Source organism: Pseudoalteromonas sp. NEC-BIFX-2020_015 (genome assembly GCF_012952265.1).
Taxonomy (GTDB): Bacteria; Pseudomonadota; Gammaproteobacteria; order Enterobacterales; family Alteromonadaceae; genus Pseudoalteromonas; species Pseudoalteromonas neustonica.
In genome coordinates this window covers 65,880-83,176 of sequence record NZ_JABCJL010000010.1, presented here as the reverse complement: position 1 = coordinate 83,176, position 17,297 = coordinate 65,880, and the positions used below count along the sequence as shown (strand labels likewise).

At 40.6% G+C, this 17,297-nt stretch carries 13 protein-coding genes; 11 read left to right on the top strand and 2 right to left on the bottom strand.

Translation table 11 applies throughout. From position 1 onward, the window contains the following. The first annotated feature begins 112 nt into the window (after positions 1-112). The 5 genes from HH219_RS09615 (at position 113) to HH219_RS09595 (ending at position 6,499) form a co-directional block, all read left to right on the top strand. Positions 113-1,177, top strand: coding sequence for an efflux RND transporter periplasmic adaptor subunit (locus tag HH219_RS09615; protein WP_249118486.1), 1,065 nt, complete (start codon positions 113-115; stop codon positions 1,175-1,177). Then, positions 1,177-4,272, top strand: coding sequence for an efflux RND transporter permease subunit (locus HH219_RS09610; protein ID WP_169327307.1), 3,096 nt, complete (start codon positions 1,177-1,179; stop codon positions 4,270-4,272). The genes HH219_RS09615 and HH219_RS09610 overlap by 1 nt, the downstream gene beginning before the upstream one ends. A gap of 190 nt (positions 4,273-4,462) precedes the next feature. Next, a complete protein-coding gene (locus HH219_RS09605; RefSeq protein WP_169327306.1) occupies positions 4,463-5,617 on the top strand; it encodes a saccharopine dehydrogenase NADP-binding domain-containing protein in 1,155 nt (384 codons plus the stop codon). Positions 5,618-5,628: 11 nt separating this feature from the next. Beyond that, positions 5,629-6,090: a DUF2269 domain-containing protein gene (locus HH219_RS09600; protein ID WP_235575736.1), complete on the top strand. Its 462-nt coding sequence runs from the start codon at positions 5,629-5,631 to the stop codon at positions 6,088-6,090. 13 nt (positions 6,091-6,103) lie between these two features. Further along, positions 6,104-6,499 (top strand): DoxX-like family protein, encoded by a 396-nt coding sequence (locus tag HH219_RS09595; RefSeq protein WP_054203442.1) that lies wholly within the window; start codon positions 6,104-6,106, stop codon positions 6,497-6,499. A 299-nt stretch (positions 6,500-6,798) separates the two neighbouring features. Here the strand turns inward: HH219_RS09595 and HH219_RS09590 are convergent, their stop codons facing one another. After that, complete coding sequence (locus HH219_RS09590; protein WP_054203441.1) at positions 6,799-7,578, bottom strand: DUF2189 domain-containing protein; 780 nt, start codon at positions 7,576-7,578, stop codon at positions 6,799-6,801. Between the two features lie 217 nt (positions 7,579-7,795). Here HH219_RS09590 and HH219_RS09585 point away from each other — a divergent pair, with 217 nt between their 5' ends. The 6 genes from HH219_RS09585 (at position 7,796) to HH219_RS09560 (ending at position 15,233) form a co-directional block, all read left to right on the top strand. Beyond that, complete coding sequence (locus tag HH219_RS09585) at positions 7,796-8,176, top strand: BlaI/MecI/CopY family transcriptional regulator (RefSeq protein WP_169327305.1); 381 nt, start codon at positions 7,796-7,798, stop codon at positions 8,174-8,176. 26 nt (positions 8,177-8,202) lie between these two features. Then, entirely contained in the window at positions 8,203-9,747 is a 1,545-nt protein-coding gene (locus HH219_RS09580; protein ID WP_169327304.1) for a M56 family metallopeptidase, read from the top strand. 238 nt (positions 9,748-9,985) lie between these two features. Beyond that, positions 9,986-11,398 carry an MBOAT family O-acyltransferase gene (locus HH219_RS09575; RefSeq protein WP_054203438.1) on the top strand — a complete coding sequence of 471 codons (1,413 nt, stop codon included), beginning with the start codon at positions 9,986-9,988 and terminating at the stop codon, positions 11,396-11,398. Continuing rightward, a complete protein-coding gene (locus tag HH219_RS09570) occupies positions 11,373-12,593 on the top strand; it encodes a hypothetical protein (RefSeq protein WP_054203437.1) in 1,221 nt (406 codons plus the stop codon). Before HH219_RS09575 ends, HH219_RS09570 begins: the two co-directional genes overlap by 26 nt. Before the next feature lie 214 nt (positions 12,594-12,807). Next, positions 12,808-13,713: an ABC transporter ATP-binding protein gene (locus HH219_RS09565; RefSeq protein ID WP_169327303.1), complete on the top strand. Its 906-nt coding sequence runs from the start codon at positions 12,808-12,810 to the stop codon at positions 13,711-13,713. Next, positions 13,713-15,233: a hypothetical protein gene (locus HH219_RS09560; RefSeq protein ID WP_169327302.1), complete on the top strand. Its 1,521-nt coding sequence runs from the start codon at positions 13,713-13,715 to the stop codon at positions 15,231-15,233. The genes HH219_RS09565 and HH219_RS09560 overlap by 1 nt, the downstream gene beginning before the upstream one ends. Positions 15,234-15,301: 68 nt before the next feature. On the opposite strand, the gene gss is transcribed toward HH219_RS09560, so the two are convergent. Further along, complete coding sequence (gss, locus tag HH219_RS09555; RefSeq protein ID WP_169327301.1) at positions 15,302-17,197, bottom strand: bifunctional glutathionylspermidine amidase/synthase; 1,896 nt, start codon at positions 17,195-17,197, stop codon at positions 15,302-15,304. Positions 17,198-17,297 lie beyond the last annotated feature (100 nt).

Below are 17,297 nucleotides of genomic sequence, written 5' to 3'. Positions count from 1 at the left end.
ATATTAGGCACATTCTTATCAAGTTGCTCATGCATGTTGTTACTTGTTGGCGTTAATCGAAATTTTATCCAAGCACTCACGCGGTGTTAATAGGATAGAAAAGGGAGTTATTTTGAATATTTATAAGTATTGTTGGTATGTATGCTTGATGCTTTTTAGTGTATTTAGCTCTGCGGCTGAGACCGTTAATGTTGTTACCCAGCAAGTTAAGCAGCAGCAACTTGCTCCTAAAGTGACGCTTACGGGGTCATTAAAAGCGCAGCGTCATGCGCAACTTTCGGTACTTGCTGAGGGGGTAGTCACCGATATTTATGCTGAGGCAGGTCAATACCTAAAACAAGGCGAACCTTTACTCGCGTTAGATTCCGCATTAATTAAAGCACAATTACAAGCCAATAAAGCGGCTGTAGCTCGTGCGCAAGTAACCGTTGATGATGCTAAGCGTCGTTATACTGAAGCGCAATCTTTATCCAAACAAAAATTATTTGCAGAGACCGAACTTGCGCAGCGCTACGCAGCCGTTAAAGGTGCTCAAGCAAGTTTACTTGAAGCCCAAGCGAACGAAACTTACCAACAACAGCTTTTAGTGCGTCATCAGCTAGTTGCTCCTTTTAGTGGCATTATTGCTAAGCGTATGGTGAATGTAGGGGAGTGGGTTACCCGTGGTCAAAGCGCCTTTGAATTAGTGAACAATGACAAGCTTTGGCTTGATTTATATATGCCTCAAGAGCACTTTGCAGCAATAGATATTGAAACCATAGTTGAAGTGTATTTAGCTTCACGGCCAAATGAAGCATTTACAGCAACAGTCATTGCGAAAGTACCTGTGATAAATATCACTCATCGTAGTTTTTTATTGCGTTTACAACTTAATAATACGGGTGACTTACAAGTGGGTTTATCGGCAAGTGCAGCAGTGTCATTAAAGCCAACGGCTAAAGCCAGTGTTGTTATCGATAGAGATGCGCTGTTACGCCACCCTGATGGAGGCTTTAGTGTTTTTACTGTGCTTGAAGGAGTCGCTGTAAGGCAAAGTGTTCAAGTAGGCGCGCGTATGAATAGCCAAGTAGAAGTAATTGAAGGTCTAAAAGCTGGGCAATGGGTAGTAACTCAAGGCAATGAATTATTACAAGATGGTCAAGCAGTTAAGGCGATATCGCCAACGGGGATTCAATAATGCTCGAAGGCGCAGTTAAACATGCAACATTGGTGACGGTTGCGGTACTTATTGCATGTATTTTAGGATTAGTAGCCGCGTTTAAAATTCCTGTTCAGATGATCCCTGATTTAGATGTTCGCACTATCACTGTGGTGACCCAATGGCCAGGTGCTACACCACAAGATGTTGAAAAGGAAATACTCATAGAGCAAGAACGCTATTTACGCTCGCTACCAAATTTAAAGCGTATGTCGAGTTATGCTAATACCGGCGAAGCTGAGGTTGAACTCGAGTTCCCATTTGGCGTTGATGTTAATGAAGCGCTTATCAATGTTAGTAACGCATTAGCACAAGTGCCTGATTACCCTGAAAACGTCGATCAACCCGTGCTCTACAGTAGCTCATTTTCATCCAATGCTTTTATGTTTTTTTCATTAAAACCGCAGGCGGGTAATCCGCTTAATATAGATATCGACATGCTACGTGATTTTGCCCAAGATAACGTACGTCCAGAAATGGAACGTGTGGCTGGTGTATCACAGGTTAGCGTTCGAGGCGGGGCGTTGTATCAAATACAGATATTGATCGATCAGCAAAAGCTTGCAAGTCGAAATATTAGTTTGATAGCAGTGCGAAATGCGATACGTAGCCGCAATCAAGATGCTTCAGCGGGTGATATAGATAGCGGAAAACGCCGTTACTTACTGCGTATGGTTGGGCGCTTTCAATCGGCGCAAGAACTAGAAGAGTTAGTCATTGCTCAGCATGAAGACCGCACTGTACGTCTTAAAGATGTTGCGAAAATAAAATTAGACCATTATGAACTGAGAAACATTTCTTATAACGATGGCGAGCGTAATTTAATGCTATCGGTACGCCGCGAAAGTGGCTCAAATGTAATGGCAATTAAAGACGAAATGACGCAAGTTGTACAGCGTATTAACCGTGATTTATTAGCGCAAAATGGCCTGCAATTAACCCTACTCAGTGACGACGTGCGTTATGTAAAAGGCTCAGTTAAAAATGTATGGACTAACTTAGCTATTGGGGCGTTACTGGCAACTTTAGTGATGTTCTGGTTTTTAAAAAGCCCGCGTTCTACGTTGATTGGTGTAATGGGTGTACCAATTTGTACGATTGCCGCATTTTTAGGTTTATTACTCTTTGAGCGAACCATTAATGTTATTTCATTAGCGGGGGTTGCCTTTGCGATTGGCATGACGGTTGATAATACCATTGTGGTACTTGAAAATATTGAGCAAGCTAAACAACGTGGTCTGTCAAAATTAGCAGCCGCTATTGCTGGCGTGCAAGAAGTATGGCCTGCGGTTTTAGCTTCAACAATGACCACAGTATTGGTGTTTGCACCTATTTTATTTATTACACAAGAAGCTGGCCAGTTGTACTCAGATGTTGCGATTGCCATTTCTGGGGCCATTATAGCTTCTATGCTGGTCGCGTTATTAGTTGTACCCGCGGCTTCTGCACGGTTTGCTTGTGTAACAAAGTCTGATGGCACAATGACATCGAAAATGCGACTACCTCAGTTTATTCCTGCATTTTTAGCCTCTAAAGTTCAGCGTTCAGTGTGTGTTGTTGTGGCTGTAATCGGTTTAATTGGTGGCGCTTGGTTATTTATGCCGGAAGCCGAATATCTTCCTGAAGGTGAAGAACCAAAAGCGTTTTCAATGATGATAGCACCCCCAGGATATAACTTGAGCCATATGCAAAAAATTGGTGATGAGTTATTGACCTATTTTAATAATCATTTAAATGCACCAAGCAGTGACTTTGCGCAGGGGGAAACCGATTTACCATCATTAAAGTATTATTCGTTATCGGTTGGGGTGGGCAATATTTGGTTTTTAAGTGAGCCGAATAATCCAGAGCATATTGACGAAATGATGGCGGCGATAACCGCTAAATTTAAAAGTTACCCAGGAATGCGAGCATTTTCATCACGAGGCTCGATTATCTCTAGTAACGACGGTGGTACGCGCGCGGTAGCACTAGATATTAGTGGTACAGAGCAAGTGGACTTATACCGTGCTGCCGATGCTGTATACCGCCTTGCGAGTGAGGTGTTTGATAATCCACAAGTTGACTCTGAGCCGTCTTCACTAACGCTTGATCAGCCATTAATTGAAATTCAACCTCGTTGGCAGCGTCTTGCTGAGGTGGGCATGACCGCCGATGAGCTGGGCTATACCGTTGCAGCACTTAGCGACGGGGCCTACGTTGATGAATTAATTTTAGGTGATGATAAAGTGGATGTGTTTATATTCTCAGAGGCAGGTAACAAGCAAAGCTTAGAGGGGCTTGAGCAAGCACCCGTCGTAACATCGCAAGGTTTGTTGCCGTTAAACGCCTTGGCTAATTTAAGCGAAAAAGCCGACAGTGACAGCCTACGCCGAGTAGATGGACGCCGTACAGTAACTGTTTATATTATTCCACCGAGGGATGTAGCTCTAGAGCGGGCCCAACAAATGGTCCGAGAACAACTATTGCCACAGCTGCAAAAGCAGGGCGATTTATTACCTGGGGTAAATATAAGTATTGGTGGCGCTGCAGATCAGCTTGAAAAAACACGCAATGCATTAAGCAGTAACTTTATAGTGGCTTTAGCCTTGTGTTATTTGCTTTTAGTGGCAATTTTTAAACACTGGGGACAGCCTTTATTTATTATGGCAACGGTGCCTTTAGGCATGGCTGGTGGCCTACTTGGATTAAATGCAATTAACGCTGTAGGTTCTGTATTTGGTGGGTTTTATCAACCGTTTGATATGATCACTATGCTCGGCTTTTTGATTTTACTGGGCACAGTGGTGAATAACCCAATTTTAATTGTTGATCAAAGCCGTCGTAATTTAGCCGCAGGGCTTGAGGCTTATCAAGCTGTTATTGGTGCACTGGAAACGCGATTAAAACCAATCGTTATGTCAACAATGACGACCTTATGTGGCTTAGCGCCATTGGTATTTATACCCGGTGAAGGCTCTGAGTTATATCGCGGAGTCGGAATCATTGTCCTATGTGGCATTGCTGTTTCAACGGTTGTAAGTTTAACCGTATTACCAGCTTTGCTATTAATGGTTTATAAGCGCAAGGATTAACACCTCGAAATTAAGCTCGGCGTTAGTCGAGCTTAATAGTTAAAGCTGTGGTGGTATAAATTGAAATTGCATAGCGCATGAGGTTAATGGCTTACGATTTGGCTTATTTATTTAGCTGATAGTATTTTAAAGCTTTGCTTAGCTTATTAATGCTGTCATATTTTAGCCCGTAGTAAGAAGGAGTAGCTAAATGAAGACGGTCGTTGTGTTAGGCGGATATGGTAACTTTGGTAAAAGAATTGTTGAAAATCTAGCAAAAACAGCAGGAATAACAATACTTATTGCAGGTAGGAATAACGATAAAGCAATTGCACTTGCTAAGCATTTACAACCGAAAGTAGCCGCTATTTTAGCGCCATTAGTTATTGATATTTTTGCTGATGATTTTAAAGCTAGATTAACAAGCCTTGCGCCATTTTTGGTTATTCATACGAGCGGTCCTTTTCAAGGGCAAGATTATAGAGTACCCAATGCGTGCATTGAGTGTGGATCACATTATATTGATTTAGCTGATGATCGCAGGTTTGTTTGCGATATTAATCAGTTGGATAGCAAAGCCAAAGAAAAGGGCGTACTTATAGTGAGTGGTGCCAGCTCTGTGCCGGGTTTATCTTCTGCGGTTGTCGATCATTATCAAAATCAATTTAGTACTATTGAATCAATTAATTTAGCGATTGCGCCAGGCAATAAAGCGGAGCGAGGTGTGGCTACTGTTGCTGCAATATTATCTTATACCGGACATCCGCTAAGTGTGTTTAAAGGCGGTCATTGGCAAGATGTCTATGGTTGGATGGACTCAAGGGTAAATGATTTTGGCAGCTTTGTTGGTAAGCGTTGTTTAGCCAATGTGGATGTGCCCGATTTAGAGCTTTTCCCAAATCGCTATAACGTATCACAGCAAGTGAGTTTTCAAGCGGGTTTAGAGTTGGGCATATTGCATTGGACGATGGTGGGGATGGCTTACTTATCAAAAATTGGCATTGTAAAAAGTTGGGCGCCGTTAGCGAAAGCCATTGTGAGCACGAGTAATCTTTTTTTACCATTTGGCACACAAGATGGTGCAATGGAAGTACTCATTAGTGGGCAAGATCATAGTAATAAAACAAAACAAATTAAATGGACACTGTACGCACCAAAAGGTAATGGTCCATATATTCCAACGCTTTCAAGTATTGTATTAGCCAAAAAATTGTTGAGCAATGAGGCGTTTATTGCAAAGCAGGGCGTGGGTGCAATACCATGCGCAGGGTTATTTGAGCTTGATGATTTTAGTCACTATTTTGATACGCTTGGTATTACATATCAACAAGAAATGTCGTTAGATAATCAAGTGCAGCACATATAATGGAATATTATTTGCTCTTAAAGTTACTTCATATTCTTGCTGCAGTTGTGGTAACGGGAACTGGCGGCGGTATTGCTTTTTTTATGTTTATGGCAAATCGTTCCAACAATCCACAGGTTATTTATATTACGGCTAAGCACGTTATTTTAGCAGACTGGATTTTTACAACCCCAGCAGTCATTATTCAAATTGTCACGGGCATAATGTTGATGGGCAAGCTAGGGTACTCGTTTTCAGCCCCTTGGTTTTATTGGGTTGTTGGGTTATTTACTTTTATAGGTGTGTGTTGGTTGCCTGTGTTGCGTATTCAATACAAATTACGTGAGCTTGCTAAATTATCGGTAGAGTTAAATCAAGTTACAGCAGAATTTAAATCATTGATGAAAACGTGGACTTTATTAGGAATCCCCGCTTTTGCCGCTATTTTAGGGATATTTTGGTTAATGGTGTTTAAACCATTTTCGCTTGTGTGAGGTGGTTTGGCATATGTATAACTTTAAGCAAGCAACATTGCTGTATGCTACAAAATACGCATTGGCATTTTTGTGGATTTTTACCGGTTTAACCTCCGTATATTTTGCACCTGACGTTGGCTATGAAATTCTTGCGGGCGCCAATATTGTAGGTTTACCAGCTAAAGCTGCAATTTACGCTGGTGGTATGTTAGATATAGCACTTGGGCTTTGGCTCGTCACATCTTTTAAAACCCAAGTTTGCTGTCTTGTTCAAGTGGCGGTAATAATTACATATACTGCGCTGCTAACGTTGATAGATGCAAGCTTTTGGCTGCATCCGTTTGGGCCAATTACTAAGAATATTCCAATTGTTGTTTTGATCTGTTTTTTATTTAGTGAAAATAAAAGTCAAATTACAATTAAGTAACAAAGGGCTAGGGCGTGTTGACCTTTGTGGATTGAAATTTGTTCAATCTAGGGGCGATTTAATAGCGGCGCGAGGTTTGTAACCTAGTGGGCTAAGTAAAAACCGAGCAACAAAGAGTCAATCGCCCCTAGGAAGAACCCTTTGGGCAGCGCATGTTTGACATTTATACTGCGTTATCGCCTATTTATGGGGAGCAACCACACACCATAGGCTCTGCCTTGCCTAAATACCAAACAGTCTGCTGCAAAATCAATCACGAAAGGTCAACACGCCCTAGCGTTGACTCGCCCTCTATTTATTTACTCATACCCTCTGGCCTTTTTAGTTTTGATTATCGCAATATAGCCATGCCAGCTGGCGTAACTAAGTAGCGGCATAATCACAATAAAGCCTGTTGCTCCGGTTGCAAAACCCAGTGCCACAAGTACAAAAATACAGATAGACCACACCACCATTGCAGAAAAATTAGTTTTAACAGCGTGCATGGACGACATGACAGCGGTCATAATATCGACCCGTCTTTCCATCATTATTTGCGGCGTAAACGCTGAAATTGCAAATACAGTGACTAACAAAATCCCGCCAATAATGGAGCCTAAGGTTAAAAATGCTGATAATTCTTCAAAGGTAGGGTTAGCATGGCTTGGGTAAAGTGCATGTACTAAGGCTGCAAGGCGCATCCAAACAATCATAATAACCATCAACAAAATTGCAAAACCCCATTCCCCAACAGGATTCCTAAACATTGATTTTAACGAATGTGTAAGTGTGGGTTTATGCCCTTTTTCAAGCTCCCATGCTACATCATATAAGCCAACAGCAAATGCAGGCCCAATTAGAGCAAACGCGACGGTTGCAGGAATAATCACAATATAAGTTCCTGCAAATACGGCGGTGTAAACAATAGCTAAAGGAATAATAGTAAAAATTAATCCGTAAATTAAGCTCAGTATTGGTGCTCGCGTCATATCTTTAAACGCAAGAGCAAGCCAATGAAATGCAGCGAATGTATTTACCTTATTACATTGCAAACAGCGGGCAAACTCTGTGTTTTTATCAACCGTATTTGTTGTCGGCATAAAAGTGCTCCATTTGATAGGTACTCTTTAGGTTTAGAGCATAGATGTATTATTTACAAATCATCAACTAATTATTTGTAGCTTGCTATTAGCATCTTCAATTGCTGTTAAATGGTCGCTTGTTTAAAAACTAATTAATTAGTTGATAGATGGAATTATGCGCGCTATAGTATTTAAAACTAATTAATTAGTAGATTAAAATAAAGGGTTAAATACGATGGCTAGAAATAAATCAAACCAGCTTACCGATGGTGAGCAAAGTATTATGGAAGTGCTTTGGAAAAATGGTGAAGCATCTGTGCGCGACATAACAGATGAACTATCAAAAGAGAAGCAAACGGCTTACACCACAACACAAACCCTGTGTAAGATCCTTGCTGAAAAAGGCTATGCTGATTTTAGAAAAGAGGGTAAAGCGTTTATTTATATCCCTAAAATCACTCAAAAAGAGGCCCGACAAAGTGCATTAACCTCAATGTTAAACAAGTTTTTTGGTGGCTCACCTAAGGTGTTGGCGCAACACTTAATGCAAGAGACCGACATAGACCTTGATGATCTAGAAGCGCTGCAACGTAAAGTCGACCAAAGTAAACACTAACAAACCAAGATAAGGACGCCAAGGCTATGATGATTGAATATACTTTATTAACAACGTTGGCATTTCACCACCTAATTATTGGTTTTATCCTTTTATTGGGAATTGCGTTGATTAATAAGTGTGTACCATCGAGTGCGGAGCTGCGCAGTTGGTTATGGATGACGGCATTTATTATCGCAACAGTCATCCCCTTCACTTTGATCACAATGGATGCGGATAAAACTTCAAGCGTTATAAATACAGTTGCGCAATCGGTTGATTTAAAAATAGAAGATAGCTTTTCAGCAACTGATAATAAAGTCGCTATGAGTGATCAGGAGAGTAACTGGCATTTACCCAGTGAGATTGTATTTAACTTCTCATTTTTACTCAGTATTGGTGTCCTACTTTGGTTTATAGGTAGTATATGGCGTGGATTTACGGTGTTATCGTCATATATGCAAACACGAAACTTGCTCCGCTCTACGATAGAAAAAGCGCCGCACTTATCGGCCCATATTAATACAGATGTTTATACTTCAAGCAAAGTATCCTCGCCTTTGGTTATTGGGTTTAAGCAACCTAAAATCATCCTTCCAAAAAGCATTACTGAACAACTCAAACATGAGCAATTACTAGCGATAGTGCTCCACGAAAACGCGCATATAAAACGTAAAGATAACTGGTTTGGCTTATTTCAGGAGATCATTGCTATCTTATTTTGGTGGAGCCCAGTGATCCGCCTGCTTAATAAGCAAATTCATGTAGAGCGTGAAATAGCGTGTGATTTACGCGCAGTGAACGAAATTAAAAATACGCAGCAATACGCGCAGTCACTGATTGATTGTGCAAAATTAATGGTGATGGAGCAGCGGAGCGTGTTGGCAATGGGACTATTTAGTAAGAAAAAAGAGCTGAATTATCGTATCGGCGCGGTTTTAGAAAACAAGCAATTTAAAAAGCCACGTATCACGATCATTATGCTGGTATGTGCAGGGCTAACAGTCACCACAATTCAAGCTACACAGGCCTTTTCACCTAAAGTCAGTATTAAACACACCGTCGTTGATGCTCGACATTACTCACTATTACCGCAATTTGAAAGTACCTTACTGATTGATGCCGTTACTCGTAATGACATTGGCGCAATTAAAGCACTGAAAAATGATGGGGTTGATATTGACGTGCCAGTGATTGGCGATGGCACTGCGTTGATGATTGCGGTGAAACAAAATAACAAAGCAATGACACAGGCATTAATTGACTTAGGCGCTGATGTAAATCAGTCATCAAGTGGTGATGGTAACCCGCTGATAGTCGCTGCGATGAGCAATAATATTGAACTGGCAACGCTATTGTTAGATAACGGCGCTGATATAAATGCAATTGTGGCGCGAGATGAAACACCGCTTATCAATGCAGCGTACTTTGGTTTTTACGACATGAGCCAATTATTAGTTGCACGCGGAGCTGATGTTAACTTAGCGGTTACGACAGGGGTTTCTGATGGTTATCAGCGACGCTCGCCCCTAAATCGTGCGCGTACTGAGTCAATTAAAGCGCTACTAATAGCTAATGGCGCACGGCAATGATCTATATCTTACTTCACTTACCACCTTAGTGTGCTTTAAGCCGGTTAGCTTTATCGCAATTTAAGTTAGCCTGCATCACGTTTATTTAAATTACTTCAATTAATTGTTGATTGATTTTTACCCTACTTTTAGTGGGTTAGCCAAACTCGTTCTAAATAAAGGAAATAGTATGTTTATACCCAAATATTCCTTATCAAAGAACACATATCACACAAAAAATAACAACGAAGGTGACACCATGATCTTTAATACCCCCATATTCTTTTGGTTTTTTGCCATTTTTATTTTGTTTTACGGGTTTGTGTTTTTAAAACAAAAACCCAAAGTGTACTTAATTTTAGTTGGTAGCTTAGTGTTTTACGGCGCGTGGAATTATAGTTTTATTCCCTTGCTGGTGGGCAGTGGGGTAGCCGATTACTTTATTGCCCAAGCTATTTATAAAGCATCAACGCTGCAACGTAAAAAGCAATGGGTGACTTTATCTGTGGTGCTTAATTTAGGTTTACTTGCAGTGTTTAAATATGCCGATTTTGCACTTAACTCTGTGTCTGAGTTGTTATCTTCGCTTGGTTACAATGCCTCTATTGAAGCATTAGGATGGGTGCTGCCCGTCGGTATTTCTTTTTATACTTTTCAAAGTTTAAGTTACACCATTGATGTTTATCGTGGCGACATGAAGCCACGTAAAGGCCTCGTTGAATTTGTTGCTGCATTATCATTTTTTCCTCAATTGGTTGCAGGGCCAATTCTTCGTGCAAGCCATATATTGCCACAAATGCACGCCATCGCATTACCTAAATATACGGCTGTAAAACATGGCTTTTTACTGATCACTGTTGGGCTTATCAAGAAAACGGGGGCTGATATATTAGCTATCCCAGCGCAACATGCTTTTGAAGCAAAAGGCCCTATTAGCACGCTTGAACTTTGGACTGGAGTACTGGCATTTGCAGGGCAAATCTATGGCGATTTTTCGGGCTATACCGATATAGCAATTGGTATTGCGCTGATACTTGGTTTTAGTATTCCATTGAACTTTAGAGTGCCTTATTTTGCGCTTTCTCCGGTTGATTTTTGGCGTCGTTGGCATATCTCCCTCTCTACATGGTTACGCGATTATTTATATATCTCATTAGGTGGAAACAGAAATAATAACCGTACCCGTAATGTGTTTTTAACTATGTTATTGGGTGGTTTATGGCATGGTGCAGCGTGGACCTTTGTTGCGTGGGGCGCATTTCATGGCGCTATTATTACTGTCACGCACTATTTAGCAGGGTTGAAAATATTTGCACGTTTTAATCAATCCAACGCGCTGCTTGTTACTTTTATTAAGTGGGCCATCACGTTTTATTTAGTCCTTATAGGTTGGGTATTTTTTGCAGCCAACGACTTAACTTCTGCCATAGATATTATTACTAATTTACATGTATTTAATTCAACAATAGCAGCAGGAAGCAACGCAATGATTATTTTTGTAATGACCAGTATATGGGTGCTACTTGTACATATTATGGATTTTTACGTAATAAAGGGCGCTGACAAGCTGGAAAATAAACCCTGGCTATTTTGGCTGTTAATGATGTTAGGGCAAGGCGTGTGTTTATTTATCGGGGAGCCAAGTAATGAGTTTATCTATTTCCAATTCTAATCATCAAGGTACAGCAACAATGACATCACAAAAATTATATGGAAAGTCGATTCTTGTTATTGGCTTATGTATGGCTTTCGCACTTATCAGTATTCATCTTATTTTGCATGGGATGGGGGCAAATTCACAAGGCGTATTAGGCAGGGTCACTGAGTCACGGGCGGCTTTGCCACAAATAGTGAAAGAACCAAACGATGTTGTGATGTTTTTTGGTTCATCAATGGCGCGAGCTGGGTTTTCGCCGCGAAAATTTGATGCTGATTTAGCGCAGCGGGGTAAGCAGGTTAAATCGTTTAATTATGGCTTTGGTGGGCTAAACCCATATTTTCAAGATTTCTTGTCACGGCGTATTGCGGATGAATTTATCGAAGAAGATCGCAAAATAAAGCTAACCATGATTGAGTTTAATCCGTTTCAAACCACGCAAACACGCTGGGATAGAGCTGCGCCAGTTTTAGACTCGTTTTTAACGTTGCTTGCCAATGACGAGGAGTTAATGGAAATTGCAAAAAATGATCTTACTCGTGGCGTACGGTTATTCAATATAAAGTATTTGCGCGGTAATATTTCAGCTGAAATGATCACCAGCTTTTTTGGCCGAGGGATGTTTCCTCCTCAGTCACATCAAACGTTTAAAGATGATGATGAAACTATTGCGCAACGTCGTCGCTTAGGGCGATTGCTTGGTCAGAAGTTTGATGAAGAATACCCTGATCATAAGCCGGTAGAATGGAGCTATGAATGGCAAGGTGGCGGGACTATTCCACAAGAGCGTTCAGCAGAAACATTAGCCATATTTAACGACTATTACCGCGTTACGCAAACCGATAACGCAATGAGAAATGACCGCCTCAGTCGCATTAGTAGTGCCGATATAGAGCAGCTTCATTTTGAGCCATTATTAGTTGATCACTTTATTAACATTGTAAAAAACTTTCAACGTGTATCTGATAACGTTGAAGTGATCATGCTGCCAAAAAACAGCAAGTGGATAAAAACAACACCAGAGGCTGAAAAACGTTTAGCTGCGGTAATTACGCAAATAGAACAAGCTACTGGTATTAAGCTGAAAAACCATCAAAATATACCGCAAATAACCCCGCAAATGTACCGTGATACCACGCATTTATCGCGTTATCGTGGCGATATTGCTTACACAGATTATCTAATAGATCAGTATCAAAGTTTGTTTTAGTTTTTACAGTGGTTAGGCTGAATAAGTTACATGCATCAGCGAGTGAGAAAGACCCTAACTTATCACGTTGATGCTTTTCGCCATTATTTGGTGAGAGTTGTTATTCAATATTGTTTATTTAAAAATTTTAAAATTTAAGTTGTTGATTATTAATTGCTATTTATATGGCTTAATATTTGCTGAATGAGTGTAACTTAATTAGGAATAGACACTCATGCTATTAGATATTCAATCATTACGTCATCAATATAATAAAAGCAAAGATGCAAAATGCGCAATTAATACATTATCGTTGCAAGTTGAACCTGGTATTTTAGCCTTGTTAGGCCCTAATGGAGCAGGAAAATCTAGTTTGATGAGAATTCTGGCTACCATTACTAAGCCAACACAAGGTGTCATTTTATGGCAAGGCCAAGATATTGTTAAATCACCACAATTGTTACGCAAAGAGCTGGGCTATTTACCTCAATATTTTGGCGTGTATGAACAGCTGTCGGGTATTGAGTTTTTGCAATACATGGCAGGGCTTAAAGGGCTTGAAAGTGCCCATGCAAAGAGTGTTATTGATGATTTACTGAATAAGCTTAATTTAACTCACGCCGCGCACCAGCCGCTAAAAGGCTATTCTGGCGGTATGAAACAACGCATTGGAATTGCGCAGGCGTTATTAAATGATCCTAAGTTATTGATCATTGACGAGCCGACAGTTGGTCTTGATCCGCATGAACGCGCCAACTTTAGACAGTTATTGACCGAGCTTGCGGCGGATCGTTGCATTATCTTCTCTACGCATATTGTGTCAGATGTTGAATCGATTGCGGATCGCATTGTAATTATGCGCGGTGGCACGCTTATCCAATCAGCAACAGCAGATGTATTACAGCAAAAAGTGGCTGAAAAATGCTGGACACTAACGGTTGAACCATCGGAGCTGAAACAGATCCAGCATGAGTATATAGTTAGCCACAGCATTCGAAAAGAAGGAAAGCTTGAATTAAACCTTGTTGCGGATCATTGCCCTGACTCTAAAGCTACGGAACGAGTGCCATCACTTGAGGATGCTTACTTGTATTTTACCAGCGAACAATCAGCATCTCACAGCGCAGTGAGGATCCGTTAATGAAACAGATTTGGCAATGTATGGTAGCTGACTTTAAACAACGCACACGCCAACAAAGTTATATGGTGACCTTGTTGGCTATGTCTGTATTAACGTTATTGTATTTTCCGTCCCCTGATGCGCAGTACCAAACTTTGGTTATTAATGGCTACCGCGGGATTTATAACAGCGCGTGGATTGGCGTATGTTTAGCGATGCTGAATGTCATGTTCTTACCCATTATTTGTTTTTACTTAGTTAAAAATGCACTTGAGTTAGATAGGCAATCAAAAACATGTGAGCTTATTGCAGCAACGTCGATTAGCAAACAGGCTTTTTTATTCGCTAAGTGGGGAGTTAATGTACTGATTTTACTTTCAATTGTATTGGCGATGTTGCTCAGTAGTGTATTGATCCAACTTTATTATGGCGAAAGCTACCAGATTGATATGTGGGCACTTGTTTGGCCGCAATTAGTGTTTGTTTTACCGCTGTTATTAGCAATTGCATCAATTGCTATTTTGTTTGAGTCGATAACGTGGCTCAAAGGTGGTTTTGGTAATGTGGCGTATTTTTTCTTGTGGATTGGCTCGATAACGCAAAGCATTGAAGGGGTGTCAGGCATTGGTGCGGTGCTTGAAAGTTTAGATATGGAGGTTGCTGCGCGTTTTCCAGCAGAGCAAGGTGGCACCAATGTTGGCATAACAGCGAGTGAATCTGTAAGCACATTTGTTTGGCATGGATTTGAGCCAAGTGTTGTGCACCTCTTAGGAATGCTGCCTTTGTTGATGATCAGCTTAATAGGTTTGAGTTTAGCATTTTTATTTTTTGATCGTTTCAGTAATGGCTCACTGAAAGAGGCTAAAAAGCCATGGCGAATAGTCAGCGTAATTGAAAAAGTCACAGGAATACTCGATAGATTATTTGCTGGCGCAACAAAGTCATTCGCTTTTACATGTTTATTACGATTAGAGTTTAAGTTAATGCTCAAAGGGCAAACAAATCTGTGGTTCATCGGGTTGGTCACTTTGAATGTATGCCAAGCTTTTGTTGATCCGGAGCTGTTATTGAGCCTTTTTTTACCTATCTCATTGCTGTGGTGTGTATTGGTTATATCACCATTAGGGCAGCTAGAGAGGCAAACAAATACCTTTGAAATTATGGCTTACAGTAAGCAATCCCCATTATTGCAAAATATGGCGAGTTTTAGTGCTGGCTGGGGACTGTTAGCATTAGCGTGTTTAGGTAGTATTGCGCGGTACGTAGTAATGGCGGAGTGGTTGCTGCTGGTACAATTGTTTGTGGCTATTTCGTTTATGGTTTCATTAGCCTATTTTTGCGGTGCATTTACGCAAACAAAGCGAATGTTTGAAGTCGTGTTTTTAGTTATTTGGTATATAGGGCCTCTGCAAGCTGGATTATATTTAGACTTTTTAGGCGTGAACAGTCAGTCGAGTTGGGATGCAGGAATGCCTTATTACTTTTTGGCTATTGCTAGTGGATTATTGCTATTAACAATGAGTATTAAACGAACCCGTTAATTAAAAGAGTATCAGGGGACTTTACCTGATGCTCTTTTGTGTACTTGAGGGTTACGAACTTTAATTGTTTACGAGATATAAAGGCTATCATCACTAACACGTAGTGCCATACAATCGCTCTGGCCATTTATAATCATACTTTTATCAACGCGTACCCCAGCACCTGCGCATTTCCCTGCGGCGGTAAAACTACATATCTGTACAAAGTAGTCAGCAACTTTAGGCAGTGCAAATAGTTGCTGGTATATTTGATCTTGTGCGGCAAAATGACCCACGGTTTTTTCTATGACTTGCTGTTGTTCATCAACGAGTTGAATATTAGCACCGCATCGGCCAACGATCGGTTTAACTACATAACCTGTTTGTAATAATTCATCATTTAGAGCAAATGCAGTATTGAGTAAAAATCGATGGTTTGGAAATAAGCTCCATAACACAGGTAAAATCGCTTTATTACTTGGGATCAAGGTCCAAAGTGGCTCAAACACCATGACGTTTTTACGCAGCAGTACATCAACTAAACGTGGCGTTTTACCCGCTTGCCACTGAGGTTCAAAATCATCCCCTTGGGATTGATCTGCTTCACACTCTTGCCTAATTTGATCTAATGCAGTTTCCCATGACCATGTTTTCCAGACAAAGTTGAGCTTTTCACCATCAGCATCAACTATATTGCCGGAATCATCCCAGCGTAAACTCTTTAAACCAATAATTACTTTGCATTCAAAACCAGCAGCTTCAATAGCTTCTTTCATAAATAACGCGTGATAATGCTCTTCTGGTTCGTCATCTTGTAAAATATGTATAAGGCCTTTTACTTCACTTTTTCGCCATGCTTTAACTAAATCTTTAAAGAGATCATGGCCTGCATCAACACCTGTTTTAACACCAAAATGTTTAGCCCATTTACCCTGTATTTTACCGCTTTCCATATAGCATGACGCGGAGTCACAGTTGTATTCATATACTTTCAATCCGGCAGGTGTGAGTGCAAAATCAAACCGGCTGGTGATCAGTTGGTTTAAGCGGTTATCCCATGATTGGCGAATTTTATTGAGTACGACATCAGGTAAATTAAACTTTTTTAATAATTCAGGGTGCTGTAACACATAGTCTGTTGCATGCATAAATAAGCCATGTAACTCATTGGTGGCATGTTCAATCGTTTGTTGTGCAGTATTTGATATAGTAAAGTAATGATGTTGATCAGCACTTACTGAAGTTAGTTTATGGCCTTGCATCATATCTACGTAGGCGGCTTCGTCGTCATTAGCAATGTTAAGCCATGACTTTTTGGCCTGTCCAGAGTCAGTTGCATGTTGAGGTTTGATAGCAAATAGATCTGTACTTACTTCAGGCGTTGGCTCGCTAAATTCGCTTTGATCAGTTTGTGTCATCCAGCCTAAAATAGTGGCATCGCTGTAAGAACACTCAATCCAGTAGTCACCTTGCTGTGTGATTTTAGCTTTGAGCTCACGGCACCATTGCTGGCCCTGCGGCCATACTTGATGGCCAACATTTTGTTCTGCTAGGCGAATTTTATCTGTATGGACTTCAACTATAACAGCAACATGACCTGTTTGTTCAAACTCTCCGCCTTCTTCCCAAATGAGTAAACTTCCCACTGTTGGGTGGTGTTTTGCACCATTACGAAATGCATGCAAAGGAAGTCTAGTTTGGCTGTTTATATCACGTACCGAGCGTAGCTCAAAAATATCATAAGCCATTGCAATGTCATCAAATATATAACCGTGATTGAGATACATCCAGCGGCGTGCAAATTCAACACATTGCCATTTATAGCCCATGTAAATGCCATAGAGGTAACTTCTGTAGGCACTCCTATTTGGGTAGGCTGTTTCATCAGCACTGTCGTAGTCAGACGAATAAACAGCAACATTACCAAGTGCATAGCCTAATAGCTCTCCAAAAGGGCTAGCAGGTACGTGAGATTTTTTAGACAAAGTAGTTCAAAAATTAGGGAGTGATAATCTGCAGACTATAGAAGTGTATTGGTTTGATAGCAAGTTAAAAACAGAGCCTTCAAGTACTTTTTATTTAGTT